We start from the raw sequence: 25205 nt of genomic DNA, 5'->3' as shown, positions 1-25205 counted from the left end.
AAACCTCTACGGCGTTGATTGAGGTTATGAGCTTGGTTTATAAATGTTATCACAACTTGCAAGCGCTAAGCCAGACATTATAAAAACATGATTTTTGCTAACAAAACAAACGTTAACACCCAAACAGCAGGACTCACTTGCTCAAACTTACCTGTAAGGACTTTCACCACGGTATAGGTTATAAACCCAAGAGATATACCATCGGCAATTGAATAAGTTAATGGCGTTAGTAATAGTACAACTGCCACAGGGGCCGCTTCGGTTAAGTCTTCCCAATCGATGTCTTTTAAGGTATACAACATCAGTACAGATACATAGAATATCGCCCCTGCTGTGGCATAGGCAGGAATCATACCTGCTAAAGGCGCAAAAAATATACTTAATAAAAACAGCACCCCAACAGTGACTGCCATTAGGCCAGTACGTCCACCTGCGGCCACGCCAGCCGTACTTTCAACGAAGCTTGTGGTAGACGATGTACCAAGTAGCGACCCTGCAACAGTTGCCGTTGAATCTGCTAATAAGGCTTTATCAAGGTTTGGAATATCCCCCTTTTTATCGACCAAGCCTGCCTTGTTAGTTACCCCTATCAAGGTACCAGAGGTATCAAATAGATCGACGAATAAAAAAGCAAAGATAACACTGATCATTGTCACATCAAAAGCACCCGCAATATCTAATTGTAGCAAGGTGGGCGCTATTGCAGGCGGCATAGACATCATGCCTTCAAAAGGAACTTGACCTGCGATCACCGCGATCAAAGTCACGATCAAAATACCAATGGTCACTGCGCCATGAATATTGCGATAGGCTAAGCCAATAATTAAAAAGAACCCCAGCGCCGCCATCATAGGTGGAAACTGTTGTAAATTACCAAGACTGACAAAGGTGGCTTCATTGGCAATGATAACACCAGAGCTTTTTAGGGCGATAAAGGCTAGAAAAGCGCCTATACCTGCAACAATACCTTGTTTTAAACTATTTGGTATGGCATTAATCACCCATTCACGTATTTTGAATAAACTTAATAGGACAAATATACAGCCCGATAAAAAGACAGCACCTAACGCCGTTTGCCAAGTATGGCCCATGCCCAATACGACGCCATAGGTAAAGAAGGCATTCAGTCCCATACCAGGCGCTAGTGCGACAGGAAGGCGGGCGTAAATACCCATAATAAAACAACCGACCGCCGCTGCTAAACAGGTCGCGACAAATACAGCGCCTCTATCCATCCCAGCATCTGCTAAGATATTTGGGTTCACAAAGATGATATACGCCATCGTTAAAAACGTGGTAAGCCCTGCTAAGATTTCTGTTTTTATCGTGGTGTTTTGACCATTAATACCAAAATAACGCTCTATTGCATTCATAAGAATTAGCCTGAGTTTATCGCTTTAGTTTGTTATACGAGTGGCAAACCAAAGTATGGATTGAAGTCGCTTAAGATTAAAATATGGAATTAGTACTTTATTTATGGCTAAAATTGCCTATTACAGAGTTTAAATATAAGTTCTAAGTTTTAGCCAATATACTAGGGCGTGTGGAACAAAAAGGGTGAATTATAAAGTATATGTATCAAAACTAGTATATTAATTTTTGAAATTACAAGTACAATACCTTCACAAAACCTGTAGCGAGTCTCAACAGAGCTTATTTTTTAACTTAATCATTTAAGATTATTGCCATTATCATGAGTTCCCTGATATTGTATGGCTGGCCTTATGTTGAGATATTTGATTAAAATAATTTACTTAGTGCGGGCAGGTTTTTGTTAAACTACTTAGTTATTAAACTCTTGAGAGCTTTAGCAATTAAAATAAATGGCAATTAATGCTTGTCATCCTTTGATTACCAAGCAAGTTTTATTACTAGTATATTTTGACAACACTTCATTTATAACCGTCTATTTTTTTATTAAAATTACTCCGTTCTTAACTTATTAAACCTCATTGTAGGCTGGTGCTTTTAGCCCAGCAAATCAAAACCTTTAATCAAAAATGCTGGGCTAAAGCCACAGCCTACGTTAAAAGTTGATAATGGGGCTAAAATTATTCTTTAATTGTTTTTTATTGCATTGAGCGAGCTATTCATGCCAGAGTCTATTAATCTCATTTCCCTTATTACCGATGCCAGCCTATTGGTACAAATCGTTATGGGTATTTTGCTATTGGCCTCCCTTGTGTGTTGGGTATTGATTTTTCGATTAAGCGCCCGTTTAGGTACCGCAAAACGCCAAGATCAACATTTTGAAAATTGGTTTTGGTCTGGTGAAGACTTAGCAAAACTATACCAAGGTATTCAAAATTCACCAGATAGACATGGTCTAGCGAACATTTTTTATGTTGGGTTTTCTGAATTTCTGCGTATGAATAAGAAACGCCAACCCAAAGACCAGATTATTGATGGTGTAGAGCGTAAGCTGCGTGTGGGACTTGGTCGTCAGCAGCAGTCTTTAGAGTCCGGCCTTGCCGTGCTGGCAAGTATCGGTTCCGTTTCTCCGTATATTGGTCTATTTGGTACCGTTTGGGGCATCATGAATGCCTTTCTAGGTTTATCTGTTGCTGATCAGGTGAGCTTATCCGCAGTTGCCCCTGGTATTGCCGAAGCACTTATTGCCACTGCTATGGGCTTATTTGCCGCTATTCCTGCAGTATTGGCCTATAACCATTTTACAGCAAAATCTGCCTCAATATATGACAGTCGTGCCTTATTTTGTGATGAAATGACGGGTATGCTTCAGCGTGAGACTCATGAGACCACAGCGACAAACCCTGTTCCTCGTGAGCAGGATGTGAATAGAGCGCAGAATATACAATCGCCATTGGTGTAAAAGGAGCAACGCATGAAATCAAGCCCCTTTTCAAGGCAAAAAAAAGAGCTTAATGCCAGCATGAATGTGGTGCCCTACATCGATGTGATGCTAGTGCTATTAGTCATATTTATGGTGACGACACCCATGATGACCACGGGGGTTAATGTCGAATTACCCAAAGCACAGACCGAGAACATCAGCACAGGTTCACAAATGCCAGTGGTTGTCTCTTTGATGAGCAATGGGGAGATCTATATCAGTTATGAAAATGACATTAATATGCCAGTATCAGAGCCTGAGCTTATTGAGACGCTTCTAAGATTACAAAGTCAGGAAGGCGGCGAGACGTTAAGAGTCATGATTAACGCCGATCAGAACAATCAATACGGTATCATTATGCAGCTGATGGCAAACCTACAACAAGCGGGCATTGAAAAAGTCGGACTATTAACGGGGCAACCGCTACCTGCAACTCAAAACTAATATACTGTCTTAATAACTTTTAGAGATTATAACTGTGCTAAATCGTGCGCCTAGTGTTTATACGCCTATAGAGCCTGAAGACAATGGTATCGTCCTACCCACTGTCTTAAGTTTACTTGTGCATGGTGCTATATTAACGTTTATTATCTTTTTCCACCGTGCGCCAGAGATTGACACGCCGCCGCCCATCGAAACCACCATCATTACACCAGAAGAGCTGGCAGCATTGCAATCAGAGATCAAAGCCAATCGTGCTGCTATGGCTGACAGTGGTAGGAACAATACCGTTAATGTGGCGTCAGAGGCTTTTCCTGAAACAGTGGATAGTAGTACTGATAACTCTAGTTCATCTATTGCGAGTAGTATATCGTCGATATTCACATCAAAGAAAAATACTATTAAACCTATCGAACTCTCAGAACAACCTAACCCGTTCGATCAGGAGCAGGAAGATATTACACAGGAAGATGATTTCTCAGATTTAGATCTTGATGAGAAGCCTACTACCAAGCCTCATACGGATCCTAAAGACCCTACCAATAAGAAGGTTGATGTTTCTTTTCCCGCCGATGGAGATAATCCTGACATGAGTGATCCAACCACTAAACCTAAGGGCGGTAATAATAAAAGTAAAAGGCAAATAATTGCGGAAGTCACCGCTAAAATATTACCTAAATGGGAGCCTCTTGAAAGTGAATTAGGTAAAAAGATAACGGCATATATTACTGTTGATACCCAAGGCAATGTACTTAAAGTATCCACCAATATGGCTAATTCACCTTTAGAAAAGTCATTATCAGCAGCTATCTATGCTGCTAGCCCATTAGAGCCACTAAATGGTTCAGGATATTCTAAAATTGAAACGACATTTACAGTAACGGAAAAAAAATAAACCTTAACTTATCTTGCCAGCTTTTAATCGTTAAACGTATGTTAAAATAAAAGCAGTATTATTAGTGGTATACTCAAAACCTCTATAAGCTTGAATTAATAAAATTAGCATCATCAATATAAATATTTCTGAACTAATATCATATAAGATAATTGGGTAATCTCAATGTTTCTAACTTTGAAAAACGTTAAAAGCTCAATAATTAATACCGCTTTACTGTCATCATTCATCTTATTAGGTGTAGTTACCTATGCTACCACAGCATATGCAGAGGTAACCGCTGCAGAGGTAACCACTCAAATATTACCTTTGTGGACTCCCCCTCAAAGTGCATTAGGTCAAAAGATTACGGTATACATCACTGTTGATGATGAAGGCAATATACTTAAAGCATCTACCAATATGCCTAATTCTTCTATAGAAAAGTCAGTGTTAGCAGCTATCTATGCAGCCAGCCCTTTAAAGCCACTAAATGGTTCAGGGTATTCTAAAATTCAAGCGACATTCACAGTAGAATAAATAAACCTTAATTTTTTTAGCCAGTTTTTAATCGTTATACGTATGTTAAAATTAAAGCAGAATTATTGGTGATATACTCAAGTCCTCTATAAGCTTAAATTAATAACGTCAGCATCATCAATATAAATATTTCTGAACTAATATCATCTAAGATAATTGGGTAATCTCCATGTTTCTAACTTTGAAAAACTATAAAAGCTCACTAATTAATACCGCTCTACTGTCATCGTTCATCTCATTAGGTGTAGTTACCTATGCTACCACTGCATATGCAGAAGAGATAGCTATCAATAACGATGATAATGTATTAAGATTTGAAGCTGAAAAACAAATTGAAGTGACTCGAAGCCAAAACCAAGTCGCTTTTGTACCCTTTGCAGGCAATAGTACCTTATCTAATATTGTTCAAAAAGATCTCGAAAACTCGCCACTAACCGTTACGAGTCAAGGTCTGATTGGTCAACCGCACACCCGTGACGACTTAGCGGCTACCCTACCCGCTTGGCAACAACTAGGGATTCCCTACTTAGTCATTGGTACCGTAAAAACCGTGGGTGGCAATACCGTAGCTGACTTTGAGGTTATCGAAGTTGCCAAAGGTAGAATTATTAAAGGCAAACAAAGTGTCAGTGACCCAGATGCACAAGTAGCCGCTCACAAAGCAGCTGGACGTATCTATGAACTACTCTCCGGGGATCGAGAAGATCTAAATGCCCGTATTGTTTATGTGGAAGAAAAAGGTGAAGGCGCAAACAAAACGTCGTCTTTGAAACTTATTAATGCGGATGGTTCAAACCCCAAACTACTGACTCAAGTAACGGATGCTAGTATTATTAGTCCCGCCGTATCGCCCGATGGTCGTTACCTCGCCTACTCAGTTCAATTAAAGAATAATGCGGCTCACTTGTTTAAATATGACATGCAAACTCGACAAATCACCCAGCTTGTCAATTTAAAGGGCAGCAGCCTCGGTCCGAGTTTTTCACCAGATGGTAGCACTATTTTATTTTCAAACTCTCAAAATGGTGACCATGATATTTATCGAATCAGTAGTATGGGCGGCGTAGCTGAGCCGCTCATTGAGTTGGATTATGACCAATTTCAGCCCAGTTATGGGCCAGACGGTAGTTTTGTATTTGTCTCTGACCATGCAAGCCCTCGTCGTCCTAGCATCTATCGCTTTAGCTTTAGAGGTCCAATTACTAAGCTGTCTCGTGAAAGTTATGCTGCAAATCCATGCTTTAGCCCCGATGGTACTAAAATAGGTTATCTAAGTGGCAGTAGTGCTGCGGTAATGAGCCTCAACGGTACCGTTCTTAAAAACTTTGGTGTTACCAATATTGATGAAGCCCCTTGTTTCTCTCCGACTAGCCATCGGGTGGTTTATGCTCAAGGCAAAGAGAATAGCAAAATTGTTATACGTTATCTTAAAGGCGGAAAGACCATCACTTTACCAATAGATGGCAGAGCAAGCTCACCGATTTGGATACCCAGTCGTTAAATATTTGAATGATGAGTCAGTCATAAAAAAAACCTCAGTCCTTGGGATTAAACTAAACTGTCCAAAATTTGGGGTTCAGTTCATTAAGGTGGCTGGTTTTATTTGTTTTCTTATGAGTTAGGATCTATTGCACATGGTTTCAAGCATATAGTACTCAAGCCCATTAGGCGGTACGGTTTTCATTGGAGAAAGGTATTCAGGAACCTCATTTTTCTCAATAACTTTGCCATTTTTGCCGTAACTTATAATCTGTGTAGGTCCTAATTTTCTTGCAAGGCAGTCGGCTCTTAGCAAAACGTCAGATCTATAAATATCATCTTCTGGTTTCGTGAAATCAACTCGCATCCACATGGCGCGGAATCCTAACGTATCTTCAGTGTAAGATGAAGGCATAAAATAAATACCACCTTCTTCGTAGATGATAATTTGATGCCATTTTGGGTCTTCTGCATTTGCACTAATCGTCAAAACAGACAGCAGTGCTGTTAATAGTAATTTTCTCATATCGCACTCTATTATTTAATATAGCTACAATATACTCTACATTGAGGCTAGTGACTAGCAACCTGATCATCAAATCCGATAATCACTTCATCAATAAAAAGCCCCACTCAACGAGTAGGGCTTTTGCATTTAAAATTAGTATCAAAATTTAATAGATCGTATATTAATATCAAACTGCTTTTTGACTATATTCTTTTTTTAGATCTTCAACTAATTCAGGAATATCTTTGGCAAATTTTATTGCCTGTTTAAACTCAAATTCGTGAAAGTCAATATCTAAGTGATAGTCAGCTGCATGGCGCTTAGTTAAGAAGTTTTGATATTTAGTGAAAAGTTTCTTTATTCTTCTATCATTAGTATCTTCAAATTCTTTTTTAAACGCCAAATAAATTCTTTGATGGGATCCAGTGTTTTTAAATGTACCATTGTCACTCATATCTATATCAGGAAAATATTTGCAAATAAACTGTAAAAGAATATGATAAATAAGATAATATTTCCGATTGACACACGCTCTTCGCAAGGCTTCATCTTCTATTGTTTCTGGAGAAGGAAATAGAGTATCTACCGCATTTTCAAGATCCGATAAATTTACACCCATTCCATTAACTCCTTATACTCGGGGTTCGACTCTTCAATATCAATATATGGCTTAAATTCATATATGATTCTAGATGACTCCAAGAATGGAAGTTCCTCTTCAAGCAAAGCATCAATCAGCTTATCGTTTAAGTCTAAGCAGTCATCAATGCTAACATTATATAAACTCTCAGATACTAGAAGATAATTACCAACTTCATTATTTTGTTTAGTAATGCCTACGGCACTATCGCCAATATAACTATAACTTTTTATTTTAGATCCAACTTCAAAAACTCTTTTATAGACTTCTACAGAAATATCTACTTCATCTAATAGATCTAGCGTTATATTAATATCTTCAATAGATTTTTTAATAAAATCAACACGTTCATTAGTCTTAGAGTTTGTTGATCTAAATATATTTAGACCTTCTTCTATATTGGCTTTATTCAGCGTAGTCATACATGACATGAACAAAACATTTAATGCAGTAAAATCAGACGAGTCTTTACGCAAGGCATTTAAACAAAGCTCCTCTGCTTCATCAAAGTTACCCAAAGCGATATGTATATTAACTAAATTATCGTACAGGCCTTTATCAATAGCATATGCTTTTTTCGCACTCTCTAGCGCCTTATTTAATTTACCTTGCACACGATATACCCAGCTTTCTATTAAATAACTATCATCTGGTCGTGAAGAACGTAAAGCTTTAGCGTCTCTCAGCCATAATTTAAATTTAAAGTTATCAGGTTCTAATATACCGTTATAGGTATTAATATAGCGATTCACTTCACTAGCTTTTGTCTGTGGCTGAATGCTCATCTTTCAAACCTATTTAAATTGATTAAATTTTTACATTTGTAAAACTATTCTACCTTATAGGTACTCATTCAGCAATTACTTCTCATTATGTTGATTTTATAACTAGGCAATAAAAACCCCTACTATTTTGAACTGAGGGTTTTTTTAATGAGTTTCTAACAGACTCTCAACCATCCCTCTGAACAAATACCAAATTTAGTAGGTTCAGCCAGAAAGACAAAGATAGGTTATTTTATAGAAAAGGGTTACCCTATAGTCAAACCTGATAAACAACTTTATAATCAAAGAACTCACGTTATGAAAGCATTAATCATGATCACCGGCAAACTTATAACAAATATAGAAACCAATCTATCAAGAAAAATGAGTGCAAACTCTACTACTATTCCAAACGCCAAAAACAGTAGGTTTAATAAGGTTAATAAACATATCGTCTTTTATAGAAAGGGTATTATTAAAGTATGCCAATGGTTGTTGGTTGCTGTTGCGTTAAGCTTATCCGCCTGTCAACATATACAACTGGCTAGAAATCCAATACCGGTGACAGCAGATTTTAACCCCACAACAACCGACCTATCATCAAATAGCAGTACTCACGCTATAACGGCGGCTGATTAATTAATAATTGTGCCAGATGCTCACCGAACAGCTTCGCTGAATTAATATCCCCTTCTCCTGGGGTCACTTCTGGCGAGTCATCGGTAGATTGAGTCATTAATCCTAAGAAGCTTGATAAGCGATTAACATCTTGCTCGGTATGACCGGTTGGCATCACTGGAAATCCAGCCCAGTTCATTCCATGCTGCATGCTAAACAGACAAATTTGTTGTAAGGCTGCAAGCTTATCCCCACTTAGACCGCCAGAATTTGCAAATCCTGCAGCCCACTTGCCATGCCAATTGCGGTGAAACCAGCGTTTTGACGTACTGTCCATAAATGTCTTAAATTCAGCGGTAATACTACCCATATATACCGCACTACCAAATACCATCATTTGTGACTCATCTGCAAAGTCCCAATCCATGTGCTCAATATCAATGGATTTTACTTCCACAGTGGCACCTGCATAGTCTTTGACCCCTTCAGCGATAGCATTGGCAACGCGTCGAGTATGGCCATAGTTGCTGTGATAGATGACGGCGATTTTTAACTGCTCATCAGATCTTCGGGACTGATTTGGTTCATCATTTGATGTCTCATTACTTACAGATTTAGAGTTTATATCAGTCATGGGTTACGAGCATCCTAATTAATAACTGGCAGAGGGGGCATTTAAAATGGTAATTTTATAGAGTAATTTTCAAATATGGGATTTTTAGATATAATTTAACCAATAAAGCCATTTCAATAACCGCTTATTCGGCTTAAACCTATAAAACCCTATAAAAGTGCCTATTTAACCTAACCTGACCTAAATTTGCAAATATTGCTAACAAAATACAACACCTTTAACACTGCTATTGACACTGCTATTTAAGTCGCATGATGAGTAATGCCATACGTCCGGTATTTTTTTCAGCAAGGTGCGTTTTTCGGCGGTAAGAATAATAACGCGAGTTAGCATAACTACACGCATACGCTGGGCTGCTGTTTTCCAGAGATTTGGCCGCAACGTTATCGTTTAACAACCCTTCCGATGGTAACGACTCTTTCGAACTAATAGATTGATAATCTTCTGATATAGCCACTTGCTTCGATTGATTAACCTTATTAACCCTATTAACCTTGATACCAAGGCTTGTCAATTGTAGCTCAGCCAACTTTGGAAGATCCAACCACGCTTTGTCAGGATTGTCATGAACCTTAATGATTTGTTGATGAACAACCTGACTGTCCATACCCATCGCTTCACAACCTGACAACAGTTTATGGACTACCTCCGTCGATACCTCATAGCAAGGCTGACTGATACAAGCCCCTATCCAAGCTTGCATTGGTTCATGCTGAGCATCGTCACTTGTACCATTCAACATCTCGGTATAGCTTGCATTAATTACACCATTCGCCAAACCTTGCCAGCCTGCATGAATGGCTGAGATTTGCTTTGAATTGGGATCGTATAAGGCAATAGGCACACAATCGGCAGTCATGATCGCCAGTGCTTGATGGGGGAGATTGGTTACCATTGCATCTGCTGCTGGCGGCGTTAGTGATAGCTTAAGTGCAGAATGAGCGTTATCAGAGTCAATAGAAGTATCAATACGGGTTTGTGTTTTAGGATAATTGCCCACACGCACAACTTGATTACTATGGATTTGATTTAACCAATAAATTGACTCGATGGACGGACTGAATTTTGACGGTGACTCATTAGGTAAATGAGTCTCTGGCTGAGGTTTTGACTTATTGGCTAATTTAGGCTCATGCTTGGCTTCAAGCTCACATTTAGAATTTGACTCAAGGTTAGAGGTTAAATCATTAGTTTTTTGTTGTTGAGAATCTATCTGAGCTTGGGAGGCAAGATAATGATTAATTTCAGTCATCAGTTGCGCACGGTTTTTTAAGACCGTTTGTGGATCATCATTGACATGCAGACCTAAATTAAAACGGGCAAAGCTATTTTTATCGGTATTGACACTTATAGTGTTGTTATTATCGTTAGACGCTTGTTCTATACTATTGGCGTCTAGACGCATACCAGCATTGGTCTGGATAACTAGGATGTCATCGGTATGCGCCAATACTTCATATACGTCCATAGCATTACGACTTTGAGTTTTAGTCACTGAATTGTCGTGAGTCACATTATTTAAGGTATTCATCGTTTATATTCCAAAGCCAAAGCTAGGACACAGGCCTTAACCCTTAACCCTTAACCCTTAACCCTTAACCCTTAATATACTAAATGGCTAAATGGCTAAATGGATAAATAGCCAAATAGTTATTTACGCCCCATCACTCAGTACGTCAATCAGTGCCACCATATCCGCTGGTAAAGGTGCCGTTAGCTCAAGTTGCTCACTGGTTTCAGGGTGAATGAACCCAAGTTTATAGGCATGTAGTGCTTGACGTGGAAATTTAACAACGGCTTGACGCTGTTCTTCAGTCAGCCCTGCCCGTAATTGCTTACGATTACCATAAATATCATCGCCAATAATGGGGTGTCCTATATGACTAAGGTGCACGCGAATTTGGTGAGTTCGCCCTGTCTCAAGTCGTACATCAAGCAGACTATAATTATCATTAAGCGGTGTGATCGTCATGATATGAGTCACCGCTGTTCTCCCCACACTGCTGACAGTCATTTTAGTCCGCTGAGTTCGATGACGACCTATGGGCGCATCAATCACACGCTGGCGAGTCAAGCTTGGCGCATCTCCTGCCACCACACACTGATAGTGACGATAGACACTCTTATCTTTTAATTGCTCTTGTAAATTGAGTTGAGCGGCTTTGGTTTTACCGATGACCAATAATCCAGAGGTGTTTTTATCAATACGGTGTACTAGACCAGCTCTAGGCAAATGGGCTTGATTGGGATAATGGTATAGCAAGCCATTGACCAGAGTACCTGTCCAGTTACCTGCGCCAGGATGAACGACCATGCCGACGGGTTTATTTATCACTACCACACTATCATCTTCATAAATGACATCAAGAGCTAGATTTTCAGGTTTATCACCGCTGTGTTGCTCAAGTGTCGCAACCAAAGACAGATGGTCCCCTAGTTTGACTCTATGCTTCGGTTTGACAACTTTGCCATTGGCTTTGAGCTTGCCAGACTTAAGCCAGTCTTGAAGTTGTGCTCTCGAATACCCTGAAAAGATATCTGCGGCCACTTTATCGATACGCTCGCCAGCCTCTTCTTCTGTGACCGTATGGGTCGCCTCAACTTGTATAACCTTATGTTGGTAGACGTTATTTATTTCTACCTCATCACTCTCAACATCATCCTCAATGTCCAGTTCATCAGTGTCCAGTTGATCAGTGTCCAGTTCATCTTCATTTAAATCGTCTAGAGGCAGTTCATCTTCAGTTTCGACATCTATTTCTTCACTATGTGATGCCAGCTCAATATAAGAGTCGTCATGATCTAAGCCTTTCGATAAGCGTTCTTTTGAGCTTAAACCCTTATCAGGTTGATGGTCAATGGCATTACCTTCCTCATGACGGCGATAAGGTGAGCTATCTTGATAATTGGGCAAGTTTGAGCTATTTTGCAATAATGATCTTGAAGACATAATATTTTGAACCGAAAAATTACTAATTAATGAGCTAAGTGTAGCATGGTTTGGTCAAATCTCGATTGATGCTGGCCTTTTATAGTAGTAATAAACTAAGCATCTGTTGAATAATCTCCACATCAGCGTCAGAATGAGCGATACTCTTACCAAATATATTCACGTTATAATAGCTCAATTCCTATACCAAAATTTTGTGCGGTCATGCTACACTAGTGCCACTATAATTTACTAAAATATTCTGCGGAGATTTCCATGCAGCGTGCATCTACCCCTCTTTCTATTGTATCAGCTCGTATAAAACCTAAATCTACTCTTAAAACTAAGTTAGCGTTGTCGATGCTCACTGCTGGTATGCTAAGCTTAACGGGCTGTCAGACCTTGAAAAACATAACTGGCGATGACAATGAGGCAGTAGCCACTGCTGAAAAGACAGATGCCCAATATTATCATGAAGCGGTTGAGTCTATGGAAAAGGGTCGTTATTTATACGCCTCTGAGCAATTAACTGAGTTGCGCACCTTTTACCCAACCGGTCCTTATGCAGAGCAAGCTTTACTGGATTTGATGTACAGTCAGTTCCATACCAAAGAGTATGAGTTGGCGGCAGCCAGTGCAGAACAGTTCATCAAGTTATATCCGCGTAACCCGCAAGTAGATTATGCATATTACGTGCGTGGTGTGTCCAATATGCAAGCGGGTACTAGCACTTTACTAAGCTTAGCTAAGATGAATCAGGCGCACCGCGATACCTCATATTATCGTCTTGCCTTTAGCAACTTCCAAGACTTACTATCTCGCTTTCCTTCAAGCAGCTATGCGCCAGATGCCGCCCAACGAATGACCTTCATTTATAACCAATTTGCAGAAAGCGAGCTTGCCGCTGCACGCTGGTACATAAAACGTGAAGCCTATGTCGCTGCGGCAAACCGTGCCAAATGGGTATTCCAATACTATCCATTAAGCCAGCAAGTGCCAGAAGCCATCGCCATTTTAGCGTTTAGTCATCAACAGCTTGGTTTAACTGATCTCGCTCAGCAATACAAAACCTTATTGCAAATCAACTATCCAGAGTGGTTGACCAGCGATGGAAGAGTTCGTATAAATAACAATAATACCAGCAGTCTACTTAATAAAATTACCTACGGAAAATTAGGTCGAGCAGACAAGCGTGATAAGTCTACTGGTATGTCATCTGGACAATATACAGGTGCGACCAAACAGCAAGTGATTCGGCAAGCGGCTCAATTGCAATTGCCAGATGATAATGCTGCTACTACTCAGTCTAGCCTACCAACTTTAACGGATAACAACAGAGGCTTCAATATTGGCCTTGGGTTACCTGACGATCCAGGTGCTCAAACTACGACTCCTACACAGCCTCAACGCCAAATTTTGAGCCCTAGTGAGATGTATCCTGACGAAAATAGAACCCCTGTTCAACCTTTAGAGCCCGAAATGACGCCTTCTGAGTAGTCACCAATAGTCTAAGCTGCGCTAAACTACCCAAGTTTAGGTCAATTGACTGACATAATTTACTGGTATTACTCATGTCTTTATTGAATATGACTAGCATAATTTTGTGGAGTGCAGATTTGCTTAGAGACATTGAGCTATATCATTATCTATGATCAATTAACCCCTATGCTGCCTATATTAACTACAAGGTATAGGGGTTATTATATAGTGAACGACAACTCATTGAGTCTACTATTGACATTAGTTCTAAGTCTACTCGCTATTTAGTTACGAGCTTTTACGTTACTAGCTATACTTTATCAGTTTATGAGCTACTCGGTGATTTGGTTATTTGCACTAAGTCTCCTTCCTTTACTGTATTGAATCATTCAGTCTTCACTTTATATTCTAAAAGCCCCTTATGAGCATTCCAAACCATATTCTTGACCAGCTCAACAGCCAAGCCGACTTGGTGGGGATCATTGGCAAGCATACTACCCTAAAGCGATCGGGTAAAGAATTTAAAGGGAACTGCCCTTTTCATGGTGAAAAAACCCCTTCCTTTTATGTCAATCCACAAAAGAATGTCTATAACTGCTTTGGTTGCGGTGTTGGTGGTAATGCCATTAGCTTTTTAAGGGACTATGAAAACCTAACCTTTATGGAGGCCATAAGAGAGCTCTCTCGTCAAACGGGCATTGAAATTCCCAAAGAAGATAATAGAGACTTAAAATATAAACGCAGTCCTGCACGTCAAGCACCATCTGGTCAAAGTCAAACCAGTCCAACACAACGGATAAAGCCACAGCAAACTATCACAAACCAAAACACATCTAATCAAGGCAATTCAAAGCAAAGCAACTTTAGCAATAGTCACTCAAATCAAAACACTATAGACCAAAGCAAACCGACTCAGAATAACACCTCCCCTAACCCATCCAGTAATGACAGTACCACTCAGAATAAGTCTACTCTTGATAACCCTAACGGCGTCGTCAATCAGACCGCAAACCTCGAAGAAGCAGGTTATACGTCTGCGGATAATGGTTACTTTGATGAAGCCAGCTATTTTAATCAGTCAAGTCCACCACCCGATTGGACGCAAGACTATCCCTTAGAGTCATCCGCTCCAGACAGCGCCTTGATGTCATCTGGATCTAATGCGTCTGGCAGATTTCAAAATCCTGACCATACCTCAAATATATCTATGCCTGTTGCCTCTCAAGAGGGTGATCTTTATGATCTTCTGATTAATGTATGCCAATATTATCAGAACAACTTACACCAAAACTCTCATGCGATGTCCTACTTTAAAGAACGAGGGCTAACAGACAAAACCATCAATGAGTTCATGTTAGGCTACGCCCCTAGTGGTTGGCAACATCTAGAGCAAGCATTCCCGCAAGATATAGAAGGTCTAAAAGCACTTGGACTTGTCCGTAAATCGGAAAAAGGCAATGACTACGATTTACTGCGTGATCGCGTGATATTTCCGATTCGCGATAATCAAGGCAGAGTAATCGGCTTTGCAGGTCGGGCGCTAGATAATGAGGTCAAACCAAAATATATTAACTCCAGTGACTCTCCTGTATTTCATAAACAGCATGTGTTATACGGCTATTATGAGTCACGCCAGCATCGTGCTAACGACTGGGTAGTTGTCGAAGGCTATATGGATGTCATTGCCTTATACCAAGCTGGTATTTACGGTGCGGTCGCCTCTATGGGTACCTCGATAAATGAAAGTCAGATTTCACGCCTACTGCAAATGAATCCAACGCTAACCCTATGTTTTGATGGCGATAGTGCCGGTCAAAAGGCAGCATGGCGCACATTAGAGGTTGCGCTACCTGTGTTGAGTGATGATAAAGAGCTGCGTTTTTTGACCTTGCCTGAAGGTCATGACCCCGATACCTATGTCTCCTCGCATGGGGTCGACGCAATGCGTGATCAAATTAAACGTGCCATGCCATTGTCTCAGTATATTTTCGCCTACCTTAGCGAGCGTTATGATTTAAGTGTGGCAGAAGGCAAAGCAAAACTCATGTCCCAAGTTCGACAACTGACGAATAACCTTCCTAAAGGCTCCAGCTTTAAGTATTTGCTCAATAATGATATCTATCAAAAGCTAGGCGGTAGAAAAGGTCAAAAAAACTCAGCGCATGATATCTTGCTGGATTTCGACAGTGATATGACCGTTTGTCGTCAGCTTGAGCTGTGTTTATTATTTGCGCCAAACTTATTAGATTCTGATCCAATAGAACGTCTATGGCAAGAGTCTGGTGTCACCGCTATTAAATTACCTCAAAAGGCGATTCGAGATCAGGGACAGCCTGTTACCATTCCTGCTTTGCCTAGCTGGCAGGACTTTAATAGCACCAGCTTAATACAATTAACCCAAGCCATTAACACCCTATCTCCGCATTTGCCGAAAGATACTAACGCGGCTGCCCATTTTATTTTGGCAAACTTACCCAATCCAGTACAACAAAAACTAGCCAAACGCTGGCATCCGTTTTGGTCCAACTTAAATCAGCGAGGGATCATTGACGTCGATGAGTTAGTGGATGATTTATTAATACAGCTTATGTCGCAAGCTCTGGCCAAACAGATGACTGAGTCTAAAAATATCATCATCACTACCCATTTAAACCGTCAACGCCAGACGCTACTGAACTGGTTTAAAAAACAGCAAGCTGAACAATCTAATAAATAATGATTAGGGCTTATATAGACTTCATCTATTAGGAGTGCTGATAGCTAAAATCGTTCTAGATTAAGCGTCAATCGACTAAAATGTCTACTCCTTCGCTAGATTTACAACGAACAGACAGTATTAAACTTTAAAAAAACCGTTAAGCCCCCATAGTATAATTAACCACGGGTAGTAATATTGCAAATAATCACGCTTATGTTAGACACTTAAGAGCGTATTTGCGGTGCCAATTTTCATATTATGTTATAATGCAACCCCATTTTTGAAGTTTTCGTTCTACAGGTTTAGTTCCTCAACTCTAATAATCTCATAATAAATAGCATAATAAATAGAGGACTAAATAGACAATACTCTGCAAATTTCAGAAAACAATGCACCTATCACTCTACCTTTAATCCACATCTTCAACTGCAAGCGAGATATTATGACCGATAAGGCAGCCTCTCAATCTACCTCTCAACTAGCCACCCTTATCCAAATGGGTAAAGAGCAAGGCTATTTGACTTATGCTGAGGTGAATGACCAACTTCCCGCCTCTATTACTGAAAGTGACCAAATCGAAGACATCGTTCAAATGCTAACTGATGTTGGTATCAAAATTTTCGAGTCAGCACCAGATGCTGATGACATCTTGATGAACGATGGTGCCAATGATGATGACATGGCTACTGACGAAGCCGCTGCTGTGCTCGCTGCTGTTGAAACTGAGCCGGGCCGTACGACTGACCCCGTGCGTATGTATATGCGTGAAATGGGTACCGTCGATTTGTTAACACGTGAAGGCGAGATTGTTATCGCTAAGCGCATTGAAGAAGGTATCCGTGATGTACAGCACGCAATGGCTTATTGGCCAGGTACTGTTCAGTTTATTTTGGATGAATATGACCTTGTTCAAGCGGGTGAAAAAAAGCTTTCAGATGTCATTACCGGTTTTCTAGATCCAGAAGAACTAGAACCTGTTGAGGTTGAAGAAGAAGAGATCCCTATTGTCAGCACGAAGTCTAAAGCTAAAGATATAGATGACGACGATGAAGAAGAAGATGATACGGATCTTGATGACGACGCCGATGAAGACGCTGAAGAAAGTGGAGGTCTAGACCCTGAGCTTGTTCGTCAGCGTGTTGAAGAAATACGTGAGCTGTTTGCAACTGCCAAGCAGGCACTTGAAGAATATGGACGTGGTAGCCCTCAAGCAGAAGAAGCGTATGCACAGCTTGCAGACCGTTTTATGCTATTAAAGCTTAATAATCGTATGTCTGATAACGTTATGGCCATCATGCACGATGTCTATGATGATGTGCGTAAGCAAGAGCGTCAAATCATGCGCTTGGTGATACGCCGCGGTAAGATGCCGCGTGCTGAATTTCGTAAGACTTTCCCAAGTAACGAGACCAATGTTGACTGGTTGTCCGATCGCTTAAAAGGCAATCCGAAGTTTGCTGACAATCTTGCGAAAGTTGTTGACGACGTGGTGGTATTACAACGTCGTATCCGTGACCATGAAGACAAGCTTGGCATGGAAATTACTGAGATGAAAGAAGTGGCCCGTCGTATGGCCATTGGTGAAGCGAAAGCACGTCGTGCTAAAAAAGAGATGGTTGAGGCAAACTTACGTCTGGTTATCTCTATCGCCAAGAAATATACCAACCGTGGTCTACAGTTCTTAGATCTTATCCAAGAAGGTAATATTGGCTTAATGAAAGCGGTGGATAAGTTTGAATATCGCCGTGGTTATAAGTTCTCAACCTATGCGACCTGGTGGATTCGTCAGGCCATCACCCGCTCTATTGCGGATCAGGCCCGTACTATCCGTATTCCGGTGCATATGATTGAGACTATTAACAAAATAAACCGTGTTTCCCGTCAACTGCTACAAGAAATGGGGCGTGAGCCAACCCCTGAAGAGCTAGGCGAACGTTTAGAGATGGATGAAGTGAAAGTTCGTAAGGTCTTGAAAATTGCCAAAGAGCCCATATCTATGGAGACACCCATCGGTGATGATGAAGACTCCCATTTGGGCGACTTTATTGAAGACCAAACCATCTCAAGTCCTGTTGAAGACGCGACTGCTGCTGGCTTACAAGAAGCTACGCGTGATGTATTAGGTAATTTAACAGAACGTGAAGCCCGTGTGTTACGAATGCGTTTTGGTATTGATATGCCAACCGATCACACTTTAGAAGAGGTGGGTAAACAGTTTGATGTGACGCGTGAGCGTATCCGTCAAATTGAAGCGAAAGCGTTACGTAAGCTACGTCACCCTTCACGCTCTGAGCACCTTCGCTCATTTTTAGAAAATGACTAATTTATAGCCAATAAATGGGTTGTTTATAAAAAGCTGGGGGTCAGTTATTGCTACCCCAGCTTTTTTTATATCAAAATTATGGAGACACTATGACTAATAATAACAAAAACATCGATTTAACCCGTGAGCTGACCTTACGTACCGATCCATTTGCTAAAAAAACAGATATTCAAAATCCTGATCTTTGGTCGTTTCCAATGGACTATCCCATGAGTATCATTGGCCACGAAGGAGAACATGAAACATTATTAAATGAAGTAAAACTCATCTTAGGCACTCAGTTCCCCGACTTTGATCATGAGACCATTCAGGTCAAAAAATCGAGCACCGGTCGATTTAGCTCACTTCGTGTCAAGCTGTACTTTACAGAAGCAGCACAGGTCAATGAGCTTTATGCAGCGTTAGATAAAGCCGCTACCGTGCGTACTGTGGTTTAAATAGTATCTATAAATCCTATCACTCAAGTTAATTATAAAAATAAGCAGCCATATTGGTTGCTTTTTTTATATGTGTATAAGCTCAAATTAATAATCTATAACGGGCTTTTATAATCTAAAATACTCGTCTATTGTTTATTAAAACTTAACATCTTAACTTTCTAAATTTAATTATCTATAGCATGACGCTTGGGTCTAAACTTTTTGAATTAAATTTTTTAGGTCTGTAAATGTATCAATTTTTTCTTGACATCTTCCCTAGCCTTCACCGTTTCAACGCTCACGGATTTTCACTTATTTGTAATATCCTAATATTGCATAAAATATCAAAACTTGAACTGCTTACACCGCTTTTGTCAATATAGTAAATTTACTTTTTTTCCTTTATATTGTGTCTACATCATCGAAACTACCCCATATATTGTGCCTACACCGTAAATCACACACAATTGCTTTTGGGCTTATAGTTTTGGTAGCGCGCTCTTTATTGCCAATTAACAGTATCGGAATAAGTAACACCGTTTGCACTCATCATAACCTTTAGCGGAGACAACAATGACACATGTGGATAATATAAAAGTAACCAAACGAGATGGCCGACTAGAGCCTATCAACTTAGATAAAATCCATAAGGTCATTACTTGGGCAGCCAAAGACTTAGACAATGTCTCTGTGTCACAAGTTGAACTCAAGTCGCACATCCAGTTTTATGATGGCATAAAAACCCGTGACATTCACGAGACTATTATTAAAGCCGCTGCCGACCTAATCTCTGAAGACACCCCAGATTACCAATATCTGGCCGCACGTTTAGCAATTTTCCATCTTCGTAAAATCGCTTATAACCAGTTTGAGCCTCCTCATTTATTTGACCATGTCAGCAAGCTGACCGAAGCGGGTAAATATGACGAACATATCTTACGAGACTACTCACGTGAAGAGTTTAATGAGTTAAACGACTACATCGACCATTGGCGCGATATGAACCTTGCCTACGCCGCTGCTGAGCAAATGGCAGGTAAATACTTGGTCCAAGACCGAGTCACCAAGACCGTTTATGAGAGTCCACAGTTCTTATATATGCTGGTCGGTATGTGTCTGTTCGCAAGCTACGACAAGTCTGAGCGTTTAGACTACGTTAAGCGCTTCTACGATGCGACATCACAGTTTAAGATTTCATTGCCAACGCCTATTATGTCAGGTGTCCGCACTCCTTCTCGTCAGTTCAGCTCCTGCGTACTGATTGAATGTGGCGACAGCTTAGACTCTATCAATGCCACCACCAGCGCTATTGTTCGTTACGTCTCGCAGCGTGCCGGTATCGGTATCAATGCTGGTAATATCCGTGCGCTAGGAAGCCCTATCCGTGGCGGTGAAGCTCAGCATACTGGCTGTATTCCATTTTACAAACTATTCCAAACCGCCGTTAAATGTTGCTCACAAGGCGGTGTTCGTGGCGGCGCAGCAACCTTATTCTATCCCTTATGGCATCTTGAAGTTGAGTCATTATTGGTACTTAAAAACAACCGCGGCGTAGAAGACAACCGTGTGCGTCACATGGACTATGGGGTTCAAATCAACAAAACATTGTATACCCGCTTAATCAAAGGCAAAGACATTGCTCTATTCTCGCCCTCTGACGTACCTGGATTATATGAAGCCTTCTTTGCCGATCAAGATAAGTTTGAAGAGCTGTATACCCAATATGAGCAAGATGACAATATCCGCAAACGTCACGTCCCTGCGACTGAATTGTTCAGCTTAATGATGCAAGAGCGTGCCAGCACTGGCCGTATCTATATCCAAAATGTTGACCACTGCAACACTCACAGCCCCTTTGACCCTACTGTCGCCCCTATCCGTCAGTCCAACTTATGTATGGAAATCGCTCTGCCTACTAAGCCACTGGATAACATCAATGACGAAAAAGGCGAGATTGCCCTTTGTACACTATCGGCAATTAACTTGGGCGAAGTTAAAAACTTAGACGATATGGAAGAGCCGACTGAGCTTATCGTACGTGCGCTTGATGCCTTACTTGACTATCAAGACTACCCCGTTAAAGCAGCTGAAAATGGTAGTATGCGCCGCCGTACCCTTGGGGTTGGGGTGATTAACTATGCCTATTATTTAGCGAAAAATGGTACTAAGTATTCTGACGACTCCGCCCTTGGTCTTACTCATCAAACCTTTGAAGCCTTACAGTATTATTTATTGAAAGCCTCAAATAAGCTTGCTAAAGAAAAAGGTGCTTGCCCTGCTTTTAATGAGACGACGTATTCAAAAGGCATCTTACCGATTGATACCTATAAATCTGACCTTGATAAAGTATGCAACGAGCCATTGCGACTAGATTGGGAAGCGTTACGTCGTGATATCGTCGAGCATGGCCTACGCAACTCTACCCTATCTGCGTTAATGCCGTCTGAGACTTCGAGCCAGATTGCGAACGCTACCAATGGCATTGAGCCTCCACGCGGTTTGGTATCGGTCAAAGCGTCTAAAGACGGTATCTTAAAGCAAGTCGTGCCTGATATCTTAAAGTTAAAAGACCAGTATGAGCTATTGTGGCAGATGCCTGACAATGCAGGCTACTTAAAGCTTGTGGCGATTATGCAGAAGTTTATTGACCAGAGTATTTCTGCCAACACGAACTATGATCCGACGCATTATGACGGTCAGCGTGTGCCTATGAAAGTACTCCTCAAAGACTTACTCATGGCGTATAAACTTGGCGTGAAGACCTTGTATTACCATAATACCCGTGATGGTGCTAACGATGCTCAAGCTGATATTGATGATGGCTGTGCGAGTGGGGCTTGTAAGTTGTAGTATTTGGTAGCTAATCCTGCCATCCGCTTGTATCTGCTTAGCCAATGGCGTGCGAACTATCGTGTCTAGGTGTGTTGCTGTTATCTCGACACCACTCCTATCCACAGTTCGCATCGCCATTGTCGTCAGCAGGATACCGCTTTTGTCAGGGCTAAACCGCTCCTCTGATACAACTAGTATATGGAAATTTAAGTTTTATTTTACAGATTAGGATTTAATTTAATGCAGGGAAAATTAATAGAGTTTATTCGTCAGAAAGATTATATATTTTTGAAAGAAATCGGACAGGGTGGTACTGGACGCACAGTATTACTCCAAGATGAAACAATTAACGAAAAATTCATCTGCAAAAAGTATTCACCTTATTATGAAGAACATAAACCGATTTACTTTCGGAACTTTAAAGATGAAATTAAACTATTATACTTGCTGAATCATAAAAATATTGTTCGAGTATTTAACTATTATTTGTACCCTGAAATATACACTGGTTACATTCTAATGGAGTACATCGAAGGTCAAAACATTAGTAAATTTCTTGCTGATAACCCTGATAAGCTAAATGATGTTTTTAAACAAGTTATAAATGGATTCACTCACTTAGAACAAGAAGGAATATTGCATAGAGATATTAGACCTGAGAACATATTAGTTTCGACTGATGGCATTGTTAAAATTATAGACTTTGGCTTTAGCAAAAAAGTCTCCTTAAACTTAGATTATAATAAAAGTATTAGCTTAAATTGGATTTATAGCTTGCCTTTAGACTTTAATGAGAACATATACGACTTCAGAACAGAAATATATTTCGTTGGTAAGTTGTTTGAAGAAATAATTAGAATTAATCAACTTGAATCTTTCGATTACATGAGTATTCTAAATCAAATGATTGAAACGGATTATTCTAAGAGAATTGAAACTTTTTTTGATATCGAAAGAGAGTTAATTGAGACTACAGTATTACAAGAACCTATTGATTATTTTGAAAAAGAAATTTATCAGGCTTTTGCACGTGGATTAGATGATTCCCTAGTCAATATAGACTCCAATGCTTCATATAATACAGAGGTTTCCGAAATCATAAGAAAACTAGGAGATTTATGTAAAAACTCTATTTTAGAGGACTACATTCAAAGTAATGTAGCTTTAATAAAATGTTTCATACAAGGTGAATTTGCTTATAAGTCAATCGAAATTATAGAAGTTGAAACTCTATCTAAATTTTATAAATTCTTAAACGAGTCGTCTAAAGAGAAACAAAAAATAATTATAAACCATATTTGGCATAGACTTGATAACATAAGAAGAGTTAACACTATTGATGATGACATTCCGTTCTAAATCATAGAATAGCAAGTGTAGCGTGAGTGCAACAACGTGCAACCCAAGGATTGAATAATTACGTCTTCAAACAGTTCAATGAATCACTAATTAAAATAGTAAGATCTATTTCGGAGAATAGCTCCGTTTGTCGTGGGTTATCACCCACGCCACCATAAATCCCACGAAAGCTCAGTCTACCAAACAATGCAACCTGAAAGGACGTACAACCTATAATTAAAACAGATTTATGTAAGAACCGTAGCGTGGGTGCAACGCAGTGGAACCCACGGATTGAATAGCGCTTCAGTTATTAAATAGTTCAATCATTTTATCGAATATAAAGTCAAAATCTGAACTAGAATCAATTATTGAAAAAGACCCATTTAAAATAAACGACCTAGCGGATTATGAACTGACTGAATTTATGCCTAGTAGAACTTATGACAAGTTAAAATTCATAATGGAATAGTAGTCATAGGGTGCATCTTACGCACCGAATAAACCTTTTATCTAACAAATAGCTGAATGGGACGCACCCTACGCAGAATAAATAAAGCGCTTCAATATTTAAGAGTTAGTAATCAAACAAACCAGCGAATTAAAAGATTAAAAAGGTGAAATCATGACATATTCAATTTTTTACCATCGTATAGATGGCAATTAGAGCCATTAGACATGAAAGTAACTATAAAACACTGTGCGAGTAAGCATCAACGTTACTATGGTATCTATTGGTTCATAAATGGATTTTGGATAGCTATTGATGCTATGATCAATCAATCCATAAAACTTCTATCGAAACACACAAAACACCTATGATAAAACATTTGCTGACTATAACACTATCAATATCCATTATTGGGGTATCATCCCTGTCTTACGCCGCATCAGACGTTCAATCAAATCCGGCGGCCATTGATGACTCAAAAAATCACCTCTTGATAAGGGCAAAGGCAGGTAATGGACCATCGCAAGTTCAATTGATGAAACAATATTTTACCATCGGCGATTATAAAAACGCCTTATACTGGGCTGAAAGGTTCGAACCTTACCCTAACACTGATCCTAATGTATTTAATCTAATAGGTAGCATCTACGTAGAAACTATTAAATCTAGCGACTCATTGGATGAGCAGACTATTCAAAGCTATTATGATTATGCCAGATACTGGTATGAAAAAGCTGACGCAGAAGGTTTACATTATGCTCAGTTTAATTTAGCAAAGATGTACTACTTGGGTGAAGGTGTTGATAAAAACTTAGAAAAAGCAGCTGAATATTTGCAACATGCCGCCGAGAGTGGACTATTAGATGCCCGAAACACACTAGGTACTATGTATGCCAAAGGTGAAGGCGTTCCTATGGATAAAGAAAAAGCAGTTTATTGGTACAAACAAGCTGCCGATTACGGGTTTGCAAATGCTCAATATAATCTAGCGATTGCTTACTATAATGGCTCTGGTATCGAAAAAGACCTTGTAAAATCAGAAGAACTCTTTTTAAAATCTTGTATGAATGGTAATGAAAAAGCTTGCGAGAACTTCGCTTCAGGATTTAATTAGCCTTAATGCTACAAACTAGATAGAGTCTGTTGGCTTAGCAACAGACTCTAAAAATAGCAATCATAGTCTTGCTTATTAACCCAGCTCTTATGCATATATTGATATGCTGAGCCCATGTTTTTGGTCAGCCTGTAAATGTGGCGCGAACGGACGAAATAATTTTATCGAATGTAAAATCAAAATTTGAACTAGAATCTATTATTGCAAAAGACCCATTTAAGATAAACGAACTATCAGATTATGAACTGATTGAATTTATACCTAGTAAAA

Annotated in this window: 20 protein-coding genes; 13 read left to right on the top strand and 7 right to left on the bottom strand. The window is 39.8% G+C overall.

All coding sequences use genetic code 11. From position 1 onward, the window contains the following. Nucleotides 1-77 precede the first annotated feature (77 nt). Nucleotides 78-1373, bottom strand: a complete 1296-nt coding sequence (locus AC2SLT_RS04805) for an NCS2 family permease (protein WP_486546498.1) — start codon at nucleotides 1371-1373, stop codon at nucleotides 78-80. Nucleotides 1374-2092: 719 nt separating this feature from the next. On the opposite strand from AC2SLT_RS04805, the gene tolQ reads away from it, so the two are divergent. The 5 genes from tolQ (at nucleotide 2093) to AC2SLT_RS04780 (ending at nucleotide 6210) form a co-directional block, all read left to right on the top strand. Then, nucleotides 2093-2833, top strand: coding sequence for a protein TolQ (gene tolQ / locus AC2SLT_RS04800; protein WP_486546497.1), 741 nt, complete (start codon nucleotides 2093-2095; stop codon nucleotides 2831-2833). A 12-nt stretch (nucleotides 2834-2845) separates the two neighbouring features. Next, complete coding sequence (gene tolR / locus AC2SLT_RS04795) at nucleotides 2846-3298, top strand: protein TolR (protein WP_486546496.1); 453 nt, start codon at nucleotides 2846-2848, stop codon at nucleotides 3296-3298. Between the two features lie 34 nt (nucleotides 3299-3332). After that, nucleotides 3333-4190, top strand: coding sequence for a hypothetical protein (locus AC2SLT_RS04790; RefSeq protein ID WP_486546495.1), 858 nt, complete (start codon nucleotides 3333-3335; stop codon nucleotides 4188-4190). A gap of 165 nt (nucleotides 4191-4355) precedes the next feature. Further along, nucleotides 4356-4709, top strand: a complete 354-nt coding sequence (locus tag AC2SLT_RS04785; RefSeq protein ID WP_486546494.1) for a TonB C-terminal domain-containing protein — start codon at nucleotides 4356-4358, stop codon at nucleotides 4707-4709. 169 nt (nucleotides 4710-4878) lie between these two features. Further along, nucleotides 4879-6210: a hypothetical protein gene (locus AC2SLT_RS04780; protein WP_486546493.1), complete on the top strand. Its 1332-nt coding sequence runs from the start codon at nucleotides 4879-4881 to the stop codon at nucleotides 6208-6210. Nucleotides 6211-6327: 117 nt separating this feature from the next. On the opposite strand, the gene AC2SLT_RS04775 is transcribed toward AC2SLT_RS04780, so the two are convergent. From AC2SLT_RS04775 to AC2SLT_RS04765, 3 genes are all read right to left on the bottom strand, one after another. Continuing rightward, nucleotides 6328-6714 carry a surface-adhesin E family protein gene (locus tag AC2SLT_RS04775; RefSeq protein ID WP_486546492.1) on the bottom strand — a complete coding sequence of 129 codons (387 nt, stop codon included), beginning with the start codon at nucleotides 6712-6714 and terminating at the stop codon, nucleotides 6328-6330. 169 nt (nucleotides 6715-6883) lie between these two features. Further along, the gene (locus tag AC2SLT_RS04770; RefSeq protein WP_486546491.1) at nucleotides 6884-7315 is read right to left on the bottom strand and encodes a hypothetical protein; all 432 of its coding nucleotides are present in this window, start codon (nucleotides 7313-7315) and stop codon (nucleotides 6884-6886) included. Continuing rightward, nucleotides 7306-8121, bottom strand: a complete 816-nt coding sequence (locus tag AC2SLT_RS04765) for a tetratricopeptide repeat protein (protein ID WP_486546490.1) — start codon at nucleotides 8119-8121, stop codon at nucleotides 7306-7308. Before AC2SLT_RS04765 ends, AC2SLT_RS04770 begins: the two co-directional genes overlap by 10 nt. A 297-nt stretch (nucleotides 8122-8418) precedes the next feature. On the opposite strand from AC2SLT_RS04765, the gene AC2SLT_RS04760 reads away from it, so the two are divergent. Next, nucleotides 8419-8739 carry a hypothetical protein gene (locus AC2SLT_RS04760; RefSeq protein ID WP_486546489.1) on the top strand — a complete coding sequence of 107 codons (321 nt, stop codon included), beginning with the start codon at nucleotides 8419-8421 and terminating at the stop codon, nucleotides 8737-8739. On the opposite strand, the gene AC2SLT_RS04755 is transcribed toward AC2SLT_RS04760, so the two are convergent. From AC2SLT_RS04755 to AC2SLT_RS04745, 3 genes are all read right to left on the bottom strand, one after another. Further along, nucleotides 8720-9352: a flavodoxin family protein gene (locus AC2SLT_RS04755; protein WP_486546488.1), complete on the bottom strand. Its 633-nt coding sequence runs from the start codon at nucleotides 9350-9352 to the stop codon at nucleotides 8720-8722. The two genes, AC2SLT_RS04760 and AC2SLT_RS04755, sit on opposite strands and share 20 nt — an antisense overlap. Nucleotides 9353-9590: 238 nt before the next feature. Further along, a complete protein-coding gene (locus AC2SLT_RS04750) occupies nucleotides 9591-10883 on the bottom strand; it encodes a purine nucleoside phosphorylase YfiH/LACC1 family protein (RefSeq protein ID WP_486546487.1) in 1293 nt (430 codons plus the stop codon). 123 nt (nucleotides 10884-11006) lie between these two features. Further along, nucleotides 11007-12302: an RluA family pseudouridine synthase gene (locus AC2SLT_RS04745; RefSeq protein ID WP_486546486.1), complete on the bottom strand. Its 1296-nt coding sequence runs from the start codon at nucleotides 12300-12302 to the stop codon at nucleotides 11007-11009. Between the two features lie 255 nt (nucleotides 12303-12557). Here AC2SLT_RS04745 and AC2SLT_RS04740 point away from each other — a divergent pair, with 255 nt between their 5' ends. The 7 genes from AC2SLT_RS04740 (at nucleotide 12558) to AC2SLT_RS04710 (ending at nucleotide 24935) form a co-directional block, all read left to right on the top strand. Beyond that, nucleotides 12558-13778: an outer membrane protein assembly factor BamD gene (locus AC2SLT_RS04740; protein WP_486546485.1), complete on the top strand. Its 1221-nt coding sequence runs from the start codon at nucleotides 12558-12560 to the stop codon at nucleotides 13776-13778. Nucleotides 13779-14181: 403 nt separating this feature from the next. Continuing rightward, nucleotides 14182-16476: a DNA primase gene (dnaG, locus tag AC2SLT_RS04735; RefSeq protein WP_486546484.1), complete on the top strand. Its 2295-nt coding sequence runs from the start codon at nucleotides 14182-14184 to the stop codon at nucleotides 16474-16476. A gap of 424 nt (nucleotides 16477-16900) precedes the next feature. After that, the gene (gene rpoD, locus AC2SLT_RS04730; protein WP_486546483.1) at nucleotides 16901-18781 is read left to right on the top strand and encodes an RNA polymerase sigma factor RpoD; all 1881 of its coding nucleotides are present in this window, start codon (nucleotides 16901-16903) and stop codon (nucleotides 18779-18781) included. 89 nt (nucleotides 18782-18870) lie between these two features. Then, the gene (locus AC2SLT_RS04725) at nucleotides 18871-19218 is read left to right on the top strand and encodes a YbeD family protein (RefSeq protein ID WP_486546482.1); all 348 of its coding nucleotides are present in this window, start codon (nucleotides 18871-18873) and stop codon (nucleotides 19216-19218) included. A 555-nt stretch (nucleotides 19219-19773) separates the two neighbouring features. Continuing rightward, nucleotides 19774-22050, top strand: a complete 2277-nt coding sequence (nrdA, locus tag AC2SLT_RS04720) for a class 1a ribonucleoside-diphosphate reductase subunit alpha (RefSeq protein ID WP_486546481.1) — start codon at nucleotides 19774-19776, stop codon at nucleotides 22048-22050. Nucleotides 22051-22272: 222 nt separating this feature from the next. Continuing rightward, complete coding sequence (locus AC2SLT_RS04715; protein WP_486546480.1) at nucleotides 22273-23391, top strand: protein kinase family protein; 1119 nt, start codon at nucleotides 22273-22275, stop codon at nucleotides 23389-23391. A gap of 809 nt (nucleotides 23392-24200) precedes the next feature. Continuing rightward, nucleotides 24201-24935 carry a tetratricopeptide repeat protein gene (locus AC2SLT_RS04710; protein WP_486546479.1) on the top strand — a complete coding sequence of 245 codons (735 nt, stop codon included), beginning with the start codon at nucleotides 24201-24203 and terminating at the stop codon, nucleotides 24933-24935. Nucleotides 24936-25205: the final 270 nt, after the last annotated feature.

It is taken from the genome of Psychrobacter sp. CX18 (assembly GCF_057396215.1).
The sequence above is the reverse complement of the archived record's forward strand: the minus strand, read 5'-3'. Positions and strand labels throughout refer to the sequence as shown.